This window comes from Pseudomonas fluorescens, assembly GCF_005938625.1.
Taxonomy (GTDB): domain Bacteria; phylum Pseudomonadota; class Gammaproteobacteria; order Pseudomonadales; family Pseudomonadaceae; genus Aquipseudomonas; species Aquipseudomonas fluorescens_BD.
Window position 1 is genome coordinate 146,810 of the sequence record NZ_VCNJ01000008.1, and the last position, 17,856, is coordinate 164,665.

Here is a 17,856-nt window from a genome sequence, read left to right on the forward strand (position 1 = left end):
GAAACGCTGACCAAATTTCCGCACCGTTATAGATGGATTCCACGACGCTCTGCTTAGGCTGATTTTAGCTTCAATAATTCAGCCTCTTTTTACAGAAGCCTGATATCTAAATTTTATAAAAATTAACACTCAGAACTTGCATAGACGTTTATGTTTTATCACGTCAGCAGGATGTGCACATGAACGAAAGTTCATCACTACATTTCAATCTAAATCGTTTTATTGGAGTATCTCTTATGAATATCGTAAAGTTGCAATTCAGTGATGGTCGTCCTAATGCCGTAGGCCTCGAAGAAGTTAATGCTATTCTTCGGAGCGTCGGAGTTCGTGCGAGCACCGTCAGCATTCCCGATGCTGCCAAGCCAATTCTAGAAGCATCGAAATCTCGCCCTGTTACCGAGGCTGAGCAAGAAGAACTGATCAAGCATTTCAGCCTGAACCGTGCAGAGCTGCTTGAGCAGATCGAACTGGCAGGTCGCGTCCCGGAAACCCCGCGTGGAGGCCTGCTCGGCACTCGTCAACCTGGCGTTGCTCCTTACCCCAAGGTGTACGACATGTTGGCCATCCCTGAAGATTATCGCGCTAACGTTCTGGAGACTTTCGGTCGCTTTCACGTGAACATGGCCGAGAACGGTCAAGGCATCGATGAAGTGATGACCGTCGTATCGGGTGGCCCATTCACGTGGATGTTCGTCCTCCCTGACGGCGTCGTGATACGGCTCACCGTTGGCCCAGCCAGTGAAGAAACTGCGATCCGCCTGAGCTACCCAGGCATGGGTATACACGCCGGCTACATGGATCCGAAGCAAGGTCTGATCGTGGCATACGCACACGGCCCTGAAGAGTTCGTAGTTCGCTACGACGAACCTACAGCGCCCCATGCAGAGTTGCTGAATACCAACCCATGGGTAGACTTCACCGGAAACATGCCGTCCCTGTTCGACAAGATCTAACGGGCTCCTCCAAAAGCCTCCGTACCGAAAGGACGGAGGCTTTTTCGTAGCTGCCCAAAAAGCTCCTCTGCCTCACCATCCTATCTGTCCCCTGAGGCTTTCTCTAGATTTTCGCCATCTAAGACAACGTGCTTATTTCTGCAGTTAGCGATCCGTTCCTTGGCGCAGTAGAAATTGTTCCTCCCCGTTTTCCACGGTGCCACCTCGGTACTCGAAAACCGGTAAAAGCGGAATTCCCCCGGTTCGTGCTGGCTCTCCCGAAGCTTGCTGCGAGGCCCAATCACAACGACCAACTCGTCATAATTATCGGGGTTACCCACATTGATGTTGTTGCCCGTTGGCGAGTTGTTGAATTTGATCTGCACTCGCTTTTCGTCATGCACACCGTCATGCCCTGGTAGCCGCAGTTGTTCAGCAAGCACTGTTCCGAAGGCATCAGCGCAGAGGAACTCGCCAATGTCTCCCAAAAATCTCGAGGATCGGATGATGCCGACTTTTTCTAGCCTATCGACGGCCTCGAAGAACGCTGCCAAGGCAGATTCTTGATCACTTGTCATAACAGTCCAGCCATAAGTAGATGATCTATGTGGCGAAATAATTTCGCTAATTTTATCGCATAACTTTGATGAGCAGCCGCCTAGGCCAATTGATACCAGCGCTAAAACCGCGATATGAAGATGCAAGATGGGTCAAGCTCTGCGCAGCGATCACGAATTCATTGCCAGCCTGCCCATCAGATGTTTGCGGTCTGCTTACGCTGTGCATAAATGTCCGCTTCTGGCCCGAAGTTGACTGCTATGGGTCGATATCCCACTCAAGGCCAGCGAGTGTGCAGGTCAATTCGAATGTAAATAGGTGGTTACCCATGCGCTTACGCACACGAAGCACATTAAGACTGAATTCCCAATGCGTACTCGCGGAGAAGCCTCATAGAGCTCGATTCGGAGCATGCACAAAAAACCCGGTTGATCGGAAGGGAGCAATGATTCAACCGGGTGGGAACTGAAAACGCCAATCTGGCGCTCTAATAGTTAACGAGCGCTTTCAGAAACGCGCCGGAGGGATTGTGTTATGCACCACAACAGATATTGGGAATTGCTGACCGCCAAGGCTGCCACTGATAAACCAGCAGAGACATTTTTTGCTCGGGCTCATAAAAGACCAAGATTTTGCCCTCACCGCCGTCATCACGGGGGGAGTTTAAAGAGGTCACAAACCGGAACAGGTGGCCCGAGGGACTGATGGGCGATGGCTTCCCCTCAGTCGTTACCTCGACCGGAAAATCGACCTGATCAACCCAATCCAAGTTTTTCCCGGCTTGGGCGTCCTTTCCACCCACTCTCATGGCGGGTAATGTCCAAGAAGTACAGGGTGGTCGAGCGACATCTACTACGTAACACCCCTCTTCCTGCACGTCAAAATGAAAACCAGGATGAGCGGATAGGCGACTTAATCCGTTTGCGATCTCGAATCGGAGCCATGTGGTGTACACCCCCTTATGTGAGGTTAAAACACCGTCATGTTGAGCTTTGATTTCACACGCCGAACTTGGCACGACTACCCGAACTTTCTCGCTCCACTCTGCGTGAAAGTGCCCTAGGTATATCGTCACCAGAGGAACCAGATCACTCCCGAGTAGAGCTGAGCCATCGGCGGATTTCGGATTACAGTAATTGTTCACGTTTCCTCCTACGAAGCCAAACTGTGTCTTCCTATGAGGTGCTGTACTTGAGGCTTATGACGCCCTGGAAGCATCTAACGAACGGGAAGTGCATGTGTGTGTGCATCTTTAGCCACCGAGGAATTTAGCTTGCTGCTTTGGCGAAGACATACATTCCAACACCATCTCTGCCCATGTCTTCAACGCGAATAATTGAAAATCCACATTTATTTACGTAAAAACACACGTTGTTAATGAGGCATGTCGGAGTTTTCAGCTTCCAGCCTCCTTCGCACGGAAAGCTCCTTTCAATTTCTACCCATGCGCGGTAGCCATAGCCTTTCCCCTGTTCATCAGGAAGGATAAACAGTCGTTCAATTATGTTTGCGTTATAAGTATCTAAAGAAATTAAAGCCCCTCCAATCAGGAGGTCATCCTTCCATAGGGTCAAGACAGTTTTGTCCGGGAGCGCTATTGCGGACTCGAATGAAAGCTCTCTCTCATCATCGCCATCTTCCTCTTCCATATCATCAGGAAAGTAAGGCGCATTCGAATCGAGAGATAATGCATATATTCTTTCAAGCTCGTCGGCATCAGCTTCAACAGCTGTCTTTATTTGCAATTCTTTCTCCATTTTCATGTATAAAAAATGAGTTGTTAGAAGGTGCATTCTTTATTCTGGTGACAGGCCGTTATGCTCGAGCGCTCTGACTGGTAGGCGGGCGCACAAGCGTCGATAGTCTTTGGAGTAGATATGACCAAGGAGCCGAGCTGTCGGCATCACCGACTGGTGACTTCACTTTGCGGCTTCTTTTCTACTGGTGACAGGTTTGTACCGGTGAACTGAGCAACCAGCAACCCGACAAACATGATCCCGACGCCGATGGCGCGTCCCATGTTGATAGGCTTGACGGTCAATCCCAGTAATCCAAAGTGGTCGAGAAGCATTGCTGCGATCATCTGCCCGGCGATGACACACACGATGAAACCCGCAGCACCGATTTTTGGCAGAAGCGCCAGTGAGGTCGCGACGTAAATCGCCCCAGTTATGCCTCCGATCCACATCCACCATGGGCCTTGGAGGGCGTTTGACATAGAGGGAAGGGGTAACCGCAAAGCGAACGCAACAATTAATAATGCAAAAAAGCCGATGAACAGCGCGACAGCGGCACCCCACAGGGGATTGCCAAGCACCCGGCCCAGAGTGCCACCGCTTGCTGCTTGGACAGGAATAAGAGCTCCTGCCATTACTGCCATCGCCAACGGAAGAACTGATAAAAGTACGGTTTTGCTGAACATAACGAATCTCCGTCTGGAACCGATGGATGATTCGCATATTCTTCGTCATCTTAAATATATATAGAAATCGTTTATACGCACAAAGGTTATTCGTCGCATGGATGATGACCGAGAAGACCTTAGCGCCGCTAACCCTCCATGCAGCTGCTTAAGAGTCAAATCACTTGCACATCCGTTCGGCTCCATCGAAGCCTACGAACTGCAAGATAGCCACTGGGGGCAGCTATCTACATCGACTTTACCGAGACAACGTCCACATACTTGTACTTCTTCCTAGCGGCTTTCACGGCCTCTTGCTCAGCAAGCAACGAGCTCAACGTATCAACCTCGTGAATCAACTCGGTCATTTTCCCCTCAAATTCGTTTCCAACCCTGAGAATGACCTTCAGTCTAGGCGTAAAAGCTTTTGCCGCTTTCTTCTTGACTAGGGGAGCTGCTGGCTTTGTAGGCACTACTTCGGGCACATGCTCCTGTACTTGAGGAGCAGGCAACTGCTCTTCGGGCTGAGGCGTACCGAATAGAGCACGGCGCATTTCTTCTTCAGTTAATTCAGAGTTCATAGAACATCTCAAAGGGACGCATTTCGCTGGGCAAGTTCTAATAGGATTGTTGCTGACCGGTGTTCGGGGAGCCTGCGGGGACGTCAAATCCCCAATTCGATTTCAATACAAGAGCCTCGCAGGGCTCGCGAAAGCTGCGCCTTTGGCAGCAGTGTAATGAGCCCATCAACTAAGTTGCTAGCGTGACGAGCGTATAGCGTGACTGTGCCTGGATCCGGCGTTCGGCCTGGCACGATAGCACCTACCCGCTGCTGGGCAATTTTCAGTATGCTCAAGACGTCCTGACTCACCTCATTGGTGGACAGGTGTTCAACCAATGGTCTGGGCGGAGGGGCGGCGCGGCTCCACATTTCCATGACCGCTTGGAGGAGCCCGTCTGAACCAAGATGCTCGAGGGCCATTTCCCACAGCTGACCTTCCTGCACCATATCCAGGCGAGCCCTAGTCATTACGGAGTTCCGGCAAATGAGGCTCTTTCTTGATTGCGAGTTTACCCAGCTCTCAGCCACAGCGAAGCTGATATCACTCGCACTGGTAGCTGAGAATGGACGCGAATTCTACGTGGAATTGCTCGACACATGGCGAGTAGACGACTGCAGCGACTTCATCGTACAGATCGTTCTTCCGCAGCTCTGGGGCGGTGGCAATGCACAACCCATTATTGGGGCGAGAGCTGCACTGCTCGATTTCCTCGCGTCGTTCGACGAAGTCCTGGAAATTGTCACAGACGCTCCACAGTTCGACTGGGAGCTTTTCTGCGAACTCGCATATGACGACGGCAAATGGCCAGGGAATGTTCGGAACTACCCCACGGACGCAACCACTTTAGATGCCTCAAGTGACGGGGATCCGCTTCCGCATCACGCTCTCCTTGACGCCCGTATCATCGCTAGCATGTTCACCAAGAGCAATCCAAGGAGAGAGTTACCCTGAGAAAGGGCAGTCAATCATTAGTATGTATGGGGCAATCGAGTGGAGTGAAATATGAAATGGAAAGCGCACACGACCGAGCAAGTCGCCGAGTTATTTGTGGGGACAACACGGAAGGTTATTTCCGCTTTCTTATCCGCGCATGCAGCAGAGGCCGTCGTCATTATTCGCTCAGCTTAATGTGCCCGGATAGGGCCATTGAGCCCAAAAATGATGGTTAATGTGCCGTATTGGGTACATTAGCCTTGCACATCATTCGGAGCGTCCGTTGCGTTAGTCTTCAAGACGGCAGTTAATTATCTGAGTCGTTAGGCTCATGGCGAGCCCAGTACAACGTAGCTACCGCAGTCCTCCACAGCAGTCCTTCCTGTGACATTTTTAGCCGGGAGCTGGACACTGGAAAATCATTCGGAATCCGTTTGCTCGGACGTGATTGTTTTCAGATATCTGCGGACAGTCGATCTCGACAGATCCAGTCTCTCTGCGATTTCGGACACCGCAACTCCGGCACTGCGGAGGCGATCCGCTTCAGCCGCCTTTTGCGCAGCATCGGATCGGACGGGTCGACCAGGCGCCGGCTTTCCGTCTCGTGCCATTGACTCCATTTCCTGATCAACGCTTTCTTTTTTAATTCTGTTCAGCTGTTTGGAAATGCGTTTAAGGCCCTCCCCGAATGGCTCATTAGATTGCAGGGATGTCGCCATGAGAATCAGCGAGGCCGGCTCAACTTCCATTATCGCTGCAAGACGAATGAGCACATCAATCGTGATGTTCACCTCGCCACGCTCTATCCGGCCCCAGTAGGAACGGTCAATCGTGATCAGGTTTTCCTGCGTAAAACCCTTTCTTCTACGCAGTGCTCGTACCACTACAGCTAGGGCTTCTGCGGCCTCCATGACATTTCCCCAAGCAAATCGAGGATGAGGCCATATTGCGAAGCACCATAACACGGACTATCATCCTCATTATGGTGCGCTCGGCGCTTTCAGGCTGGCTTCCCTTGATCTGATTGACGTCTCCAGCCCCACACAGCTGGCGTGCGGAGAGGTTCCCACGAGGGGCGAGCGCAGACTAACGGGATTGAATTGTCAATTTCCGGGTTATTAATTGAGGTGAACCTTATGGCTAGCGTCCAAGAGCCCGATTTTATGAAAGGGCCTAGAACGCCCCTCGAGGGCCTGACGGGTACTTCCGAGGCTCGAGCTTTAGCAGTCGAACGATTTCCTAAAAAGCCTTACTGCCTAGTTCGCGACTGGACAATATTTCGTATTGAAGTTACCCGCGACGAACTCTTCAAATGCCAGGCAGCGGGCCAACTCCCGATGATTCTGTTTGCTCACAACGTGGCCGAGGACAGCCAAGGCCGTTTCGAACGCGGCGATTGGGTTCGTTCAAGCATGTGCACCGGTCTCCACGACGGTGTTGCGTTCGAGACCAGAAACTCTGTTTACGTATTGATTGGCCCTGGTCATGAACAGCTCGCAAGCCTGAAAGACGTTTTCTCCCTCTTCTAACCTGCGCTCTATATCGGAGCCCCTTCAGGCCAAGGACATACGATGTTTAGAACACACGACGCCGACATGCTGGGCCTACCGGGCATGTTCGGTGAGGGTCAATACCAATGGCAACAGGTATCCAAAGTGCTTCGTAATCACTGGTATCACGTAACTGTCCAAGCCATGTACGAGGACAGAACTTCAGAGGCGGTTCTGATGATCGACAGCGAACCACGGCTTCAGCAACTGCTGATTGCCCAGGACTCGGAGACGATCATCACAGAGGTGCAAGTAGTCACTCCCGCCTATATGAACGGAACGGGAGGCTGGCGAATGGAGACTCTAACCAAGGTGACGCTTGGCGAAGACGAGAACGAATGCGTTGTGTCTTTGTTGGAAGTGGAGACCGGCTCCAAGTACCACAGCTCTCACCAACCTGGCTTCACCACTGATGTGCTGAGCAACCTTCGTCCGATCTATCACGCAAACATGATTCGTACAGCCTGAGATTTACCAGGATTCCTGCACGATACCAGCACAGATGGTTGCGTGTGGTTTTCCTGGTAACGCCATACTGGCTGCGAAAGGAGCGCAAATATGCCGAACACTGTGGATGTAAATTTTCATGGAAAACGACACACAGATTTTGATCTTGCACGAATCCTAAAAGCACAGGCGCAATGCTTCGACAAACCGATAACAGCCTATCTCTGCGGGGTATCCATAAAGGCTCGTGCTGGATTAGGTGTCGTGTTTGGTCACAACCGTAAAGACCAATATGGACGGTTCGGCGACGGTCACCTGATTCGGACTTCTGACGTCATCAAAGCGGAGCGCGAGGGACGATTTTGGGTGCTGACCACAGTGGACTCACGATACGTGCTCGCGACGTTTCAGCGCGGCAATGGGCGTGCGAGCCTGCGAGATTTTCTACGTATTTCACAGGGTCAGTACCATTTCACTCCGCGAGTGTTGCAGTGACAGTCGCGCCCATTAGCATGAATGGAAATCACCATCCTCCGCTCAATCTGGCTCGTCCGCCTGCGTACTTTTAATGAGGTAATTACCGAGAGAGGCACATAGGCCAACTATCAACTCAGCCTCATAGAAGGAAGGCTCTCGCCCTTCGCGTATGTGCCGACCATTTTCAGATGCGTAACCCCAAGCTTTTGCTACAGCCTGATCCAGTGGGGGAGGAATGATGGTGTTGTGTCGTTTGAGAATGTCACCCAAATTCGCTTTGACATCACCAGTGATTTCTCGGGCAACACACTCTAATGATGCCATAGCATGTTGGATGGCACCTGTTGGATCAGGAGAGGGGCGACGGGAGAGATCACCTATTGCTTCGTGCAGCTCCTTACCCGCTGTCACATGACCGTATTCGCTCTCTGTCTCCCTAGCATTCTTTACGATGACTTCGAATGACTCCGGGCCACGAATTTCGACCAGGCCATCTGCAAGCTTCCAACCAATGCCATTCTCTACGAAATAGTCATTCAACTCGGTGTGAAAATGTTCGTACGTATCCGGGTTGTAGTTGTGCTGACCCAAGTCGGCCTGGATGCGTTCGATTACGTCATAAACTTTGTACCACTTACATTCTTGGAGAAGATTGTTCACCTCCCAGTCAACGTTGGGAAATTCGCTCCAGTTATTCGGGTCAGGCTGTTTTTTTAGGGCTTTACAAAGAATGGCCCGCAGGCCTGAGGGCTTGAATCCGCACTCGTAGGCCAGTTGAACCAAATACCCTCGTAGCTCCTCTGGCGCATCCTCCCTGATGGTGATTTCACTCTCTTGGGTGCTATGAAATCCGTTGCGCTTGGAAAAAGAGTCTTTCATCCCGTTTCCGCTCCGTTGATCCATGTTTGATCAAGCTAAAGTTTTTCCGGATCCGTGTCTATTGCTCAGGCTCTCATAGCAGCAGAGGAGCCGGCACGCTTACGAGATGGCCCATCCTAGCGCTGGACGCCAACCTGCTTTCCCAAAGCTGATCGTCATTTTCTGCGTGGATCGCGAGCTTTATGCCACATCCGAAAACCTGAGAGCTTTTGGGAAGGCTCACTTATTGATTCAGAGTCAACGCTGGAAAACCTTCCGAAATTTGCGAGCAAGAAACTGTTCATTCGATTGCATTGATATTAAAAATCAACAAAGGGCCGTTGAAAGCCTACCAACTGGATGGTAGCTTTGTTGCAGATTTTAAATTCGTGCAACCAACGCCATCCCTGTGAGAATCCCATGCAAGATTGGAAGCAAACCCGCAAAGACATCAATACTCGTTTGGTAGAGCTCAACGGCCTGTCGCCGGAAACAATGAAGGGCATGGCCGCACTCGGCGCCGCCGGTGGGAAAACCAACCATCTGGACGCCAAGACTCGCGAGCTCATTTCCCTTGCAGTGGCCGTGACGACACGCTGCGATGGTTGCATTGCCTTCCACGCGGCTGAAGCCAAGAAGCTCGGTATAACCAGTGAAGAGGTAGCTGAAGCTTTGGGTGTGGCCATCAACATGAACGCCGGGGCTGCGATGGTTTACAGCACCCACGTACTCGACGCGTTCGACAAGTCCTAACTCAAACGCCGAATTCAACCCTTAACGACGTCGAGATTAATCATGAATAAGCTGTTCACTCCTTACGATCTAGCCGGTACTCCTTTGAAAAACCGCGTTGTCATGGCCCCTATGACTCGCACCCGAACCTTGAACAACATTCCGAATGAATCCAACGCGCTTTACTACGCACAACGAGCTTCTGCCGGCTTGCTGATCACCGAAGGCCTGCCTATTTCCGATGAGGCTCGCGGCTATCTGTACACCCCTGGCATTTACGAAGATGTGCACTTACCAGGCTGGCGCAAAGTGACGGAAGCGGTGCACGCCAAGGGCGGGAAGATTTTTGCTCAGCTTTGGCACGTAGGGCGTATGTCCCACACCTCGGTACACGGCATGGTGCCGGTCTCCTCGGGCACAGTGCCTGCGGTGGACACTACGGTGTATGCCTGGATCGAACCTGGCAAAGCTGGCCCGGTACAGCCCAGCGCTCCACGTGCGCTGGAAACTGAAGAAGTGAAACGCGTCATCGCTGACTTCGTGAAGTCTGCACGGATGGCCGTGGACGCCGGCTTTGACGGTATCGAAATCATGGCAGCCAACGGCTTCCTGTTCGACCAATTCCTGAGCAGCGCCCTGAACACTCGTACTGATCAGTACGGTGGCTCCATTGCCAACCGTCAGCGCTTCCTGCTGGAAACCATTGATGCGATTGCTGCTGAAATCGGCGGATCGAAGATCGGTGTGCGCTTCTCTCCATTTGGTCGACTGTATGACTTCGGTGTGTACGAAGGCGAAGAAGAAACCTGGATGAGCATGGCGGCTGCTCTCAACGAAAGAGAGCTGGCATTTGTTCACCTGAACTACCAGCCGACCATCCTGGCCGCGCAAACGCCACCAGGTTTCGGTGCTGCGTTCCGTGAAGCGTACAAGGGCACCTTGATGGCTGCGGGCGGCTTCACCAAAGAGATCGCAGAGTCTGAGCTGGCCAAAGGCGAGCTAGATCTGATTGCCTTTGGCACCGCCTACATTGCCAACCCTGATCTGGTAAAGCGTATGCAGAACGATTGGCCATTGGCCGAGGGTGATCGCGCGACCTACTACGGCGTAAGTGGTTCGATTGATAAGGGCTACACCGACTATCCAGAATACGCAGCGACCAAAGCCTGATATTCCTTCACAAACATTTAGGAGAACACCATGCCACTCGTAACTATCAAAGGGATTGAAGGCGTTTTTTCCGACGAGCAAAAGGCTGAGGTCATTCGCAAAGTGACCGACGCCATGGTGTCAGTTGAAGGCGAAAACATGCGCGCCCTCACCTGGGTCATCTTCGAAGAAGTGAAAAGTGGAGACTGGGGTATTGCTGGCAACCCCGTGACCGCGCAGGAAGTATTGAAGCTGCAAGCCGGCCAGTAAGGCTTCACCTTCAGGTCATTAGCTCCCTGTTTGTTGAGTGCGATTATGCTCAGCGAACAGGGAGCTTTTTCCGTTCTTAAAGAACGCCAGGTTTGTGGGGATTACTCCGTGATTCTGATCATTTACGCCCATCCTTACCCTGACAAATCTCACGTCAACAAGCTGATGCTTAAGCTAGCAGCCAATCATCCTGATGTCGTAATACGTTCGCTGTACGACCTATATCCCGATTTCAATATCGACGTTGAAGCTGAGCAGAGGGCGGTGGAACAGGCAGATCTCCTGGTTCTGCAACATCCTATGTATTGGTACAGCTATCCGCCCCTTTTAAAGCTGTGGATCGATAAGGTCTTCACTCAGGGCTGGGCCTATGGCTCAGGCGCTGTTGCCTTAAAAAACAAAAATCTGCTGTGGGCTGTAACTACGGGCGGAGAACATGATCATTTTGAAGGCGGCGACCACCCAGGTTTTGCGGTGCTGTCCCAGCCCATTCAGGCGACGGCGAATTACTGCGGGATGCGTTGGTTGAGTCCAGTCGCAGTCCATGGTGCTTACAGAGCAGATCAAACCGCATTGCTCAAACAGATTCGGAATTATGGCGAGCGCCTGACGTCATGGAGGGAAGATTGAATGGACACTCACAGCCTGATTGAAATGCTCATCTACCTGGGCTCCGCAGGCTTGATAGTCCCAATTGCCGTTCGCTTAGGGCTGGGCCCGGTTCTAGGCTACCTGATAGCGGGCTGCCTGATCGGCCCATGGGGTTTGAAGCTTGTGACCGACGTGGAGTCCATCCTGCACTTTGCTGAAATTGGCGTGGTGTTGATGCTGTTCATCATTGGTCTCGAACTCGACCCCAAGCGCCTTTGGGCAATGCGCCGCATGGTCTTCGGCGGCGGCGCGCTGCAGATGCTGGCATGCGGCGCGGCCATCGCAATTTTCTGCGCTGTACTTGGCTTGAATTGGACGGCTGCGTTGTTGGTAGGGCTGACGTTGAGCCTGTCCTCGACGGCTATCGCCATGCAGGCCATGAGCGAGCGAAACATGAACTCCACCGCCGTGGGTCGCAGTAGCTTCGCCGTGTTGCTTTTCCAAGACATCGCGGCGATTCCCCTAGTTGCCATGATCCCACTGCTGGCCGCAAACGGTGGTACGCCCTCAGGTGCAGAGCTGGCCCTGTCCATTGCCAAAATCGTGGGTGCAATTGTCGCAGTGGTTCTCTTGGGTCAGTACGTCTCTCGGCCCGTCCTTCGCTTTGTAGCGCGCTCAGGCCTGAGAGAAATCTTTAGTGCCGTCGCACTGTTCCTGGTGTTTGGGTTCGGCCTCTTGTTGGAAGAGGCCGGCTTATCCATGGCCATGGGCGCGTTCTTAGCCGGCGTTCTCTTGGCCAGCTCGGAGTATCGCCATGCTCTGGAAAGCGATATAGAACCCTTCAAAGGCCTGTTGCTGGGTCTGTTCTTTATCGGTGTAGGGATGTCGATTGACTTCGGCACGCTGATCGATTCGCCACTGAAAGTCATCACCCTGACCTTGGGCTTCATCCTGATCAAGCTGCTCGTGATCAAGCTCCTGGGTCGCTTACTGAATGTCCCAATTGACCAGCGTTCATGGCAGGCGGTGTTCCTTGGCCAAGGCAGTGAGTTTGCCTTTGTAGTATTTGGCGCAGCGACCGTCTCCGGCATCTTGGTCGACCCTTGGGGTAAGAGCCTAACGCTAGCGGTGGCGTTGTCGATGTGTGTGACGCCTTTGTTGATCCTTTTGCTCAATCACCTGGAGTCGTCGAGCAAACAGGGCAGTAATGAAGCTGACACCATTGATCAGAGCAATCCTCGGGTCATCATTGCTGGCTTCGGTCGATTCGGTCAGATCGCTGGGCGTCTGTTGATGTCCTGTGGTTTTGAGGTAGTGGTCTTGGATCATGATCCAGACCACATCGAGACGCTGCGTAAGTTCGGGGTCAAGGTGTTCTATGGGGATGCCACCCGCCTCGATTTACTGCACGCTGCGGGTGCTGCCCAAGCCGTGGTGCTGATCAACGCCATCGATAATCAAGACGATAACCTGGCACTGACCAAGTTGGCCCAGGAGCATTTTCCATCCCTAAAACTGGTGGTGCGCGCTCGAGATATGGGGCACATCATTACCCTACGACAGATGGGTGTGGAAGAAGTCGAGCGAGAGACATTTGAAAGCGCATTGTCCCTCGGGCGCCGGGCTTTGGAGCAACTCGGGATAGGACGCTACGAGGCTCGTGAGCGTGCGGATCGATTCCGTCGCCTGAACTTGGAAATGCTGGAGGAGATGGCCGCTCAGCCCGAGGATGATTCCGAATTCAAGTACGACGCTTACAAACGAGCCAACGCTTTACTAACGGAGATATTCAATGAAGACCGCGCTCATCCAATTGATGCCGGCCCAGGAAAAGTGAGCCTTACGCATAGGGAGACAGGTAGCTGAGTTGGTTTATATGTCGCGGAGGATGCTTGGTTAGCTAGCATCTTCCAGCTCAGTGATGATTGCTTTTTTCAAGGCCGAAACCGATTTAGACCCAGCGAAGACTTTCAGCAGTCGGCCTTCGTGGAACACTGCCAAGGACGGCACAGATCGAATGCCATACATCTGCGCAATCGTCGGCGATACCGCAATATCAATCTTTCCAAACACTGCGAGAGCATGGAGCTTTTCCTCCAAGTCGACGAAGACTGGCTTCATCTCTTTACAAGGTTTGCACCAGGATGCTGAGAACAGTACGACACTGCTGCCTTTGGCAACAAAGCGGGAAAATTGGGGAGCGCTCAATTCAACGATACGGCTCATTTGGATCTCACGTGTTGTGTTAAGGAAAAGGGGGCACCTTCTGAGTGCCCCCGTTCCGTTGTCCATCAAATTTCGCAGCCATCGATGCCGCAGACTTGGCCCATCAATGAGCTATCCTCGGTTCTCGCTTTAGCAACCATTTGATTCAGCGCTTCAAGAAAGGCCGCTTCTGGCTGAGCGCCTGACACCGAGAACGTGTTGTTGAAGACAAAAAGTGGCACGCCGGAACCCAGTTGGGCTGCGAAATGCTCGTCCTCTTCCATCTCAACTCGCAGCTCCACGGATGACCACGCCAACTGAATTGATTCATCGGGCACACCTGCCGCCTTCGCAATCGCCTCCAAATTGGCGCGATCAAAAAGCGACTTGCCGTGACTGGTACTTTGCTCGTACAGCGCCTCAACAAGACGCTTCTTCACTGTCGTGTCTTCAACTGCTTTCACCAGGACATGAGCATCAGCTGTGTCACCAAACATCATGGTGTCGAAGCGATAATCCAGCCCCTCTCCTCGACCATATTTGCTGACCGTATTCATCATCGCTTCTGCGGAATCTGGGTTGCCGAGCTTACGTTTCAGTGCCGCGATCATCGGTTCAGGGGCGTGATTTCCAGCCAGTCGATAGGCCCGAACGTTGACCTGTACATCGTCTTTCTGCGGGAAGGTTTCGAGCGCTTTTTCAAAACGACGCTTGGCAATCCAGCACCAGGGACACACATAATCAGACCAGATATCGACTACATATTTTTTCGAAGGGGTTTGCATATTTTATCCTGCACGAAGAAACGAAGACTTTATTGCCGACATTTCAAGTAAATGGTTAAAGCCGGCCAAAGGGTCGGTCGAGCGACCGATTGTCCAATCAATGAGGCTTGCTCCCTCCAACATACTCAGCAGCATGAAAGCGAAGCTCTCAACAGATGTTCCCAGCGACCAGTTGTACTGCCGGACTGCGTCATTCAGGGTGGCCTGTAGCCAAGAGAGCTGGGAGTTAAAGAAGTCCCGAGTGAGCGCTTGAAGCGACAATGGCAACGCAGCCATTTCCGCTGCCAAGGCACCGCATAACGGCAGAAGCCCTTCATTCGCGCTGATCACGAAAAGTCGGGAAAAAGCCTGTAAACGTTGCACTGGCTCGGGATGCATGATCTCGATTGACAGCAACGTCTCGTTGAACCGAGTGATGTAGTCGTTGATCAGCTCCGCGCCCAAGCACTCCTTGGTAGGAAAGTGATGGTGAATACTGGCTTTTCTAATGCCGATTTTCGCTGCGAGATCCGCGTAACTGAACGCTGAGTAACCCTTTGATCGCATCTGGGTTTCCGCGTAGCTCAGCAGCGCGGCTTTTGTCGTGATAGACATTTGAAACTCCTACAGCCAGCACCCTTGTCACCGAAGCAGCCTGCTGGAAAGCGCCCCGTTGAGAGGCGCTACACAGCACGCTTGCCTCGGTGTTTAGGCACGTACCGCCATCACCCCTGCATCAACGTCCCAGATAGCACCGGTCACCCAGGCGGTTTTATCGGAGAGTAAGAAGAGGATGGTGTTAGCGACGTCTTCAGGAACACCGACTCGACCCAGTGGGTGGAAATCGTTCAGCGACTTCATTGCATCCGGGATCGCCTCCTTGTCCATGAAGCCTTCGTAGATCGAGGTGTGAACGATGCCAGGCGAAACGGCATTGACCCGGATACCTGAGTGAGCCAATTCAATTGCCAGGTTTCGGGTGACTGCGTGCAGGCCCGCCTTAGCCATCGAATAAGCGGTTGCTGGAGAGCCGGCTAGCGCGGCCTGGGCGCCAATCGAACCGACGTTGACAATGGAGCCTTCGCGCTTGGCAGCGAGCATGTTCTTGACCACAGCCTGAGTGATAAAGAATGTGGCGCGGTTCAGATCCAGGTACATGTCGTAGTCAGCCTCATCGTGCTCGATGAAAGGCTTCGGAATGAATATGCCTGCAGAGTTCACCATGAAGCCGATGTCACTGTGGTTGGCATTGATTTCGCTGCGTACATGATTCATCCCTTCCTCGGTCATGAGGTTGGCAACGATCACTGATACGTTCCCCAGCGGACTCAGCTCGGCGCGCACAGCATCGGCTTTATCCTGTTTACTGCCGGTGAGAACTACGCTGCCACCCGCCTTTAAAAACTGGCGCGCTGTTTCCAGACCCATACCGCTCGTGCCGCCGACGACCAACAGTTTTTTGCCTTTAAAAAAATCGTTCATTACAGACTCCGGTATCAGATAAGTGAGAGGTGGTCAGCGGCCAGGTGCCGTGCTGACCTGTGGCCAGGACGGTTAGCCTTCGATGACTTCCAGCTTAGGGAGCATGCGAATGGCTTTAGAGAAGTTGGCGTAGTTGACCGAAGTCTTGAGCACCACGTTGTGCAGCTCCTCTACACGCTCACGGGAAGCATCTGTGTGCAGGCGAATCACGACACTCACCTCGTCGTAGCCTGGGTTAACGCTTTCGTCGATCCCCAGGAAGCCACGCAGGTCGAGAGTGCCGTCGGTCTCAATTTCCAGGCTGTGAATCTTGATGCCCATCATTGCGGCATTGGCGGCATAGCCGACCGACATGCAGGCGTTTAGAGCAGCCATCAGCAGCTCCTGAGGGTTGGGCGCGGTGTTCTCGCCCAGCAGCTCATTCGGCTCGTCAGCTGCAATTTCAAAATCGCGGGAATAGGTCTCACCGGCCAAGCTGTAACGGCTGACTTTGGCTACAGAACGGGTCTGACCCTTCCAGGCGGTTTTAACGTTGAAGCTTGCGTGGCGCTTGGTCGCATCACCAGTAACGCCTTCGGCGAAATTCTGGAGTGCGGCGACATCGATACCATTCAGGTTGCTGCTCATGTGGACGTTCCTCTTCAGATAAGCCGGACGATTAGACCGGAAGAGAAACAAGCCTACCAAGTAGTAGGTTGGCTTACAAGAGAGATGACGATACCAATAGCTTTGAACAAATAGGCTGCATAGAGGAATTGGGAATATTGATGACAACACAGTGAGTGTCGTGATCAACAGAGTCACTTCGAAAGCGACGCCATGAAACGATCTTTCACACCTCTATGCATCGGGTGAAATTTGTGTAATCGTACGAATTGATGGCATAAGGCCGTCACCACATGGATAAAATCAGGGAGGTTTTATGGCTGTTTATGCACCAGGGCACGTGTTGGGGCGAGATGGAGGTTCGTTTCAAGAAGTCACTTTGAACGCAGCCAAAAGCGCGGTCGTCGCTAAGCATGGACGTTACTGTACAATTCGCGATCACGAAAAAGCGCCGCCTACAAGCCAACCTTCCCGTCATTGGATGCAAATCTACCGCACACCAGATAATACCGAGTGATATATCCGGTGGATTTTAGTTTGCACTAATTGATACAAGCATAGATCGGCTCGCGGCCCTGAATCAAATGACTCAAGGCCGCCTGCTCTTGGCAGGCGACCAAATCGAGAAGCTATTGAAAGATGTACTAAAGATACAGCGATGAAAGATGCCCCCTGAAAAGGGAATGCAGCGATGGAGTCGATAAATGTGCTTGCTAGAGTTTTCAGTGACGAAGGGTAGATAAAATCAAATCAAATCCCGAAGTTTTCTCGTAATCATCGCTCATCGCCCAAGAAACAAAGCTCGCACCTTCCAAAGTATTCAATATGTACCTTGAAACTCTGATTACATCCAGGTCGGCTTTAAGCTCTCCTCGATCTTGACCCTGCTTAATATTTGCCTGAAGCCAAGTGAGATGGATCTCAAAGAAATCCTTCGTCATTTCTTTGAGACTTTCAGGCAGGGCCAGAAGCTCTGCGGCCAAGGCTCCACAGAGTGGAAGCATCCCGTTTAGACTGCTTTGTGCGAACATCAAGGCGAACGCATTCAGTCGGTCGACAACACTGACGTGTTCATCATTGATAGCATCCAGCTGCTTTTTGAACCGGAACAGGTAGCTCTCGACTATGGCAATTGCCAAGCCTTCCTTGGTGGGGAAGTGATGGTGAATACTCGCCTTCTTGATGCCAATGTCGTCCGCAAGGTCGGCATAGCTGAAGGCCGCGTAGCCTTTAGTGCGCAGCAGAACTTCGGCGCTGGTCAAAAGGTCTGAACGTGTACTCATGATGCGAAATCCGAATTTGTCATCCAAGCATCATAAATTAGTCCCACCTCAGAAG

22 protein-coding genes are annotated in these 17,856 nt (G+C 52.2%); 10 read left to right on the plus strand and 12 right to left on the minus strand.

Annotated elements, in window-relative coordinates; all coding sequences use genetic code 11:
* Positions 1 to 179: 179 nt before the first annotated feature.
* Positions 180 to 953 carry a hypothetical protein gene (locus FGA82_RS06790; protein WP_212760530.1) on the plus strand — a complete coding sequence of 258 codons (774 nt, stop codon included), beginning with the start codon at positions 180 to 182 and terminating at the stop codon, positions 951 to 953.
* Between the two features lie 80 nt (positions 954 to 1,033).
* Here the strand turns inward: FGA82_RS06790 and FGA82_RS06795 are convergent, their stop codons facing one another.
* From FGA82_RS06795 to FGA82_RS06810, 4 genes are all read right to left on the minus strand, one after another.
* On the minus strand, positions 1,034 to 1,486 hold the full coding sequence (locus tag FGA82_RS06795) for a DUF6998 domain-containing protein (protein WP_141126490.1): 453 nt from the start codon (positions 1,484 to 1,486) through the stop codon (positions 1,034 to 1,036).
* Between the two features lie 1,272 nt (positions 1,487 to 2,758).
* Positions 2,759 to 3,283 (minus strand): GNAT family N-acetyltransferase, encoded by a 525-nt coding sequence (locus tag FGA82_RS06800; RefSeq protein WP_249384222.1) that lies wholly within the window; start codon positions 3,281 to 3,283, stop codon positions 2,759 to 2,761.
* A gap of 110 nt (positions 3,284 to 3,393) precedes the next feature.
* Positions 3,394 to 3,912, minus strand: coding sequence for a DMT family transporter (locus FGA82_RS06805; RefSeq protein ID WP_141126491.1), 519 nt, complete (start codon positions 3,910 to 3,912; stop codon positions 3,394 to 3,396).
* A gap of 227 nt (positions 3,913 to 4,139) precedes the next feature.
* On the minus strand, positions 4,140 to 4,472 hold the full coding sequence (locus tag FGA82_RS06810; RefSeq protein WP_141126492.1) for a hypothetical protein: 333 nt from the start codon (positions 4,470 to 4,472) through the stop codon (positions 4,140 to 4,142).
* Positions 4,473 to 4,937: 465 nt separating this feature from the next.
* Between FGA82_RS06810 and FGA82_RS06820 the strand changes: the two genes are divergently transcribed.
* Positions 4,938 to 5,405, plus strand: a complete 468-nt coding sequence (locus tag FGA82_RS06820; RefSeq protein ID WP_141126494.1) for a 3'-5' exoribonuclease — start codon at positions 4,938 to 4,940, stop codon at positions 5,403 to 5,405.
* 401 nt (positions 5,406 to 5,806) lie between these two features.
* Here FGA82_RS06820 and FGA82_RS06825 read toward each other — a convergent pair whose 3' ends face one another.
* Positions 5,807 to 6,298, minus strand: coding sequence for a transcriptional regulator (locus tag FGA82_RS06825; protein WP_141126495.1), 492 nt, complete (start codon positions 6,296 to 6,298; stop codon positions 5,807 to 5,809).
* Positions 6,299 to 6,523: 225 nt separating this feature from the next.
* Here FGA82_RS06825 and FGA82_RS06830 point away from each other — a divergent pair, with 225 nt between their 5' ends.
* From FGA82_RS06830 to FGA82_RS06840, 3 genes are all read left to right on the plus strand, one after another.
* Positions 6,524 to 6,916 carry a DUF6957 family protein gene (locus tag FGA82_RS06830; RefSeq protein WP_141126496.1) on the plus strand — a complete coding sequence of 131 codons (393 nt, stop codon included), beginning with the start codon at positions 6,524 to 6,526 and terminating at the stop codon, positions 6,914 to 6,916.
* Between the two features lie 66 nt (positions 6,917 to 6,982).
* The gene (locus FGA82_RS06835; RefSeq protein ID WP_249384223.1) at positions 6,983 to 7,405 is read left to right on the plus strand and encodes a hypothetical protein; all 423 of its coding nucleotides are present in this window, start codon (positions 6,983 to 6,985) and stop codon (positions 7,403 to 7,405) included.
* Between the two features lie 90 nt (positions 7,406 to 7,495).
* Positions 7,496 to 7,879 carry a hypothetical protein gene (locus FGA82_RS06840; protein ID WP_141126498.1) on the plus strand — a complete coding sequence of 128 codons (384 nt, stop codon included), beginning with the start codon at positions 7,496 to 7,498 and terminating at the stop codon, positions 7,877 to 7,879.
* Between the two features lie 42 nt (positions 7,880 to 7,921).
* Here FGA82_RS06840 and FGA82_RS06845 read toward each other — a convergent pair whose 3' ends face one another.
* Positions 7,922 to 8,740 carry an AbiJ-NTD4 domain-containing protein gene (locus tag FGA82_RS06845; RefSeq protein ID WP_141126499.1) on the minus strand — a complete coding sequence of 273 codons (819 nt, stop codon included), beginning with the start codon at positions 8,738 to 8,740 and terminating at the stop codon, positions 7,922 to 7,924.
* A gap of 399 nt (positions 8,741 to 9,139) precedes the next feature.
* Here FGA82_RS06845 and FGA82_RS06850 point away from each other — a divergent pair, with 399 nt between their 5' ends.
* The 5 genes from FGA82_RS06850 to kefC all read left to right on the plus strand — a co-directional run bounded on the left by FGA82_RS06850 (position 9,140) and on the right by kefC (position 13,327).
* Positions 9,140 to 9,472, plus strand: a complete 333-nt coding sequence (locus FGA82_RS06850; protein ID WP_053481123.1) for a carboxymuconolactone decarboxylase family protein — start codon at positions 9,140 to 9,142, stop codon at positions 9,470 to 9,472.
* 42 nt (positions 9,473 to 9,514) lie between these two features.
* On the plus strand, positions 9,515 to 10,621 hold the full coding sequence (locus tag FGA82_RS06855) for an alkene reductase (RefSeq protein WP_141126500.1): 1,107 nt from the start codon (positions 9,515 to 9,517) through the stop codon (positions 10,619 to 10,621).
* A 30-nt stretch (positions 10,622 to 10,651) separates the two neighbouring features.
* A complete protein-coding gene (locus FGA82_RS06860) occupies positions 10,652 to 10,870 on the plus strand; it encodes a tautomerase family protein (RefSeq protein ID WP_141126501.1) in 219 nt (72 codons plus the stop codon).
* A gap of 108 nt (positions 10,871 to 10,978) precedes the next feature.
* Complete coding sequence (kefF, locus tag FGA82_RS06865) at positions 10,979 to 11,500, plus strand: glutathione-regulated potassium-efflux system oxidoreductase KefF (RefSeq protein WP_141126640.1); 522 nt, start codon at positions 10,979 to 10,981, stop codon at positions 11,498 to 11,500.
* Positions 11,501 to 13,327, plus strand: a complete 1,827-nt coding sequence (gene kefC / locus FGA82_RS06870) for a glutathione-regulated potassium-efflux system protein KefC (RefSeq protein ID WP_141126502.1) — start codon at positions 11,501 to 11,503, stop codon at positions 13,325 to 13,327. It abuts the gene before it with no gap.
* A gap of 30 nt (positions 13,328 to 13,357) precedes the next feature.
* Here kefC and FGA82_RS06875 read toward each other — a convergent pair whose 3' ends face one another.
* From FGA82_RS06875 to FGA82_RS06905, 6 genes are all read right to left on the minus strand, one after another.
* Positions 13,358 to 13,687 (minus strand): thioredoxin family protein, encoded by a 330-nt coding sequence (locus tag FGA82_RS06875; protein WP_141126503.1) that lies wholly within the window; start codon positions 13,685 to 13,687, stop codon positions 13,358 to 13,360.
* 65 nt (positions 13,688 to 13,752) lie between these two features.
* Positions 13,753 to 14,451, minus strand: a complete 699-nt coding sequence (locus FGA82_RS06880; protein ID WP_141126504.1) for a DsbA family oxidoreductase — start codon at positions 14,449 to 14,451, stop codon at positions 13,753 to 13,755.
* Between the two features lie 3 nt (positions 14,452 to 14,454).
* Entirely contained in the window at positions 14,455 to 15,045 is a 591-nt protein-coding gene (locus FGA82_RS06885) for a TetR/AcrR family transcriptional regulator (RefSeq protein ID WP_141126505.1), read from the minus strand.
* 93 nt (positions 15,046 to 15,138) lie between these two features.
* Positions 15,139 to 15,912, minus strand: coding sequence for an SDR family NAD(P)-dependent oxidoreductase (locus FGA82_RS06890; RefSeq protein WP_141126506.1), 774 nt, complete (start codon positions 15,910 to 15,912; stop codon positions 15,139 to 15,141).
* A 72-nt stretch (positions 15,913 to 15,984) separates the two neighbouring features.
* Complete coding sequence (locus FGA82_RS06895) at positions 15,985 to 16,539, minus strand: OsmC family protein (protein WP_141126507.1); 555 nt, start codon at positions 16,537 to 16,539, stop codon at positions 15,985 to 15,987.
* A 701-nt stretch (positions 16,540 to 17,240) separates the two neighbouring features.
* A complete protein-coding gene (locus FGA82_RS06905) occupies positions 17,241 to 17,801 on the minus strand; it encodes a TetR/AcrR family transcriptional regulator (RefSeq protein WP_141126508.1) in 561 nt (186 codons plus the stop codon).
* Positions 17,802 to 17,856: the final 55 nt, after the last annotated feature.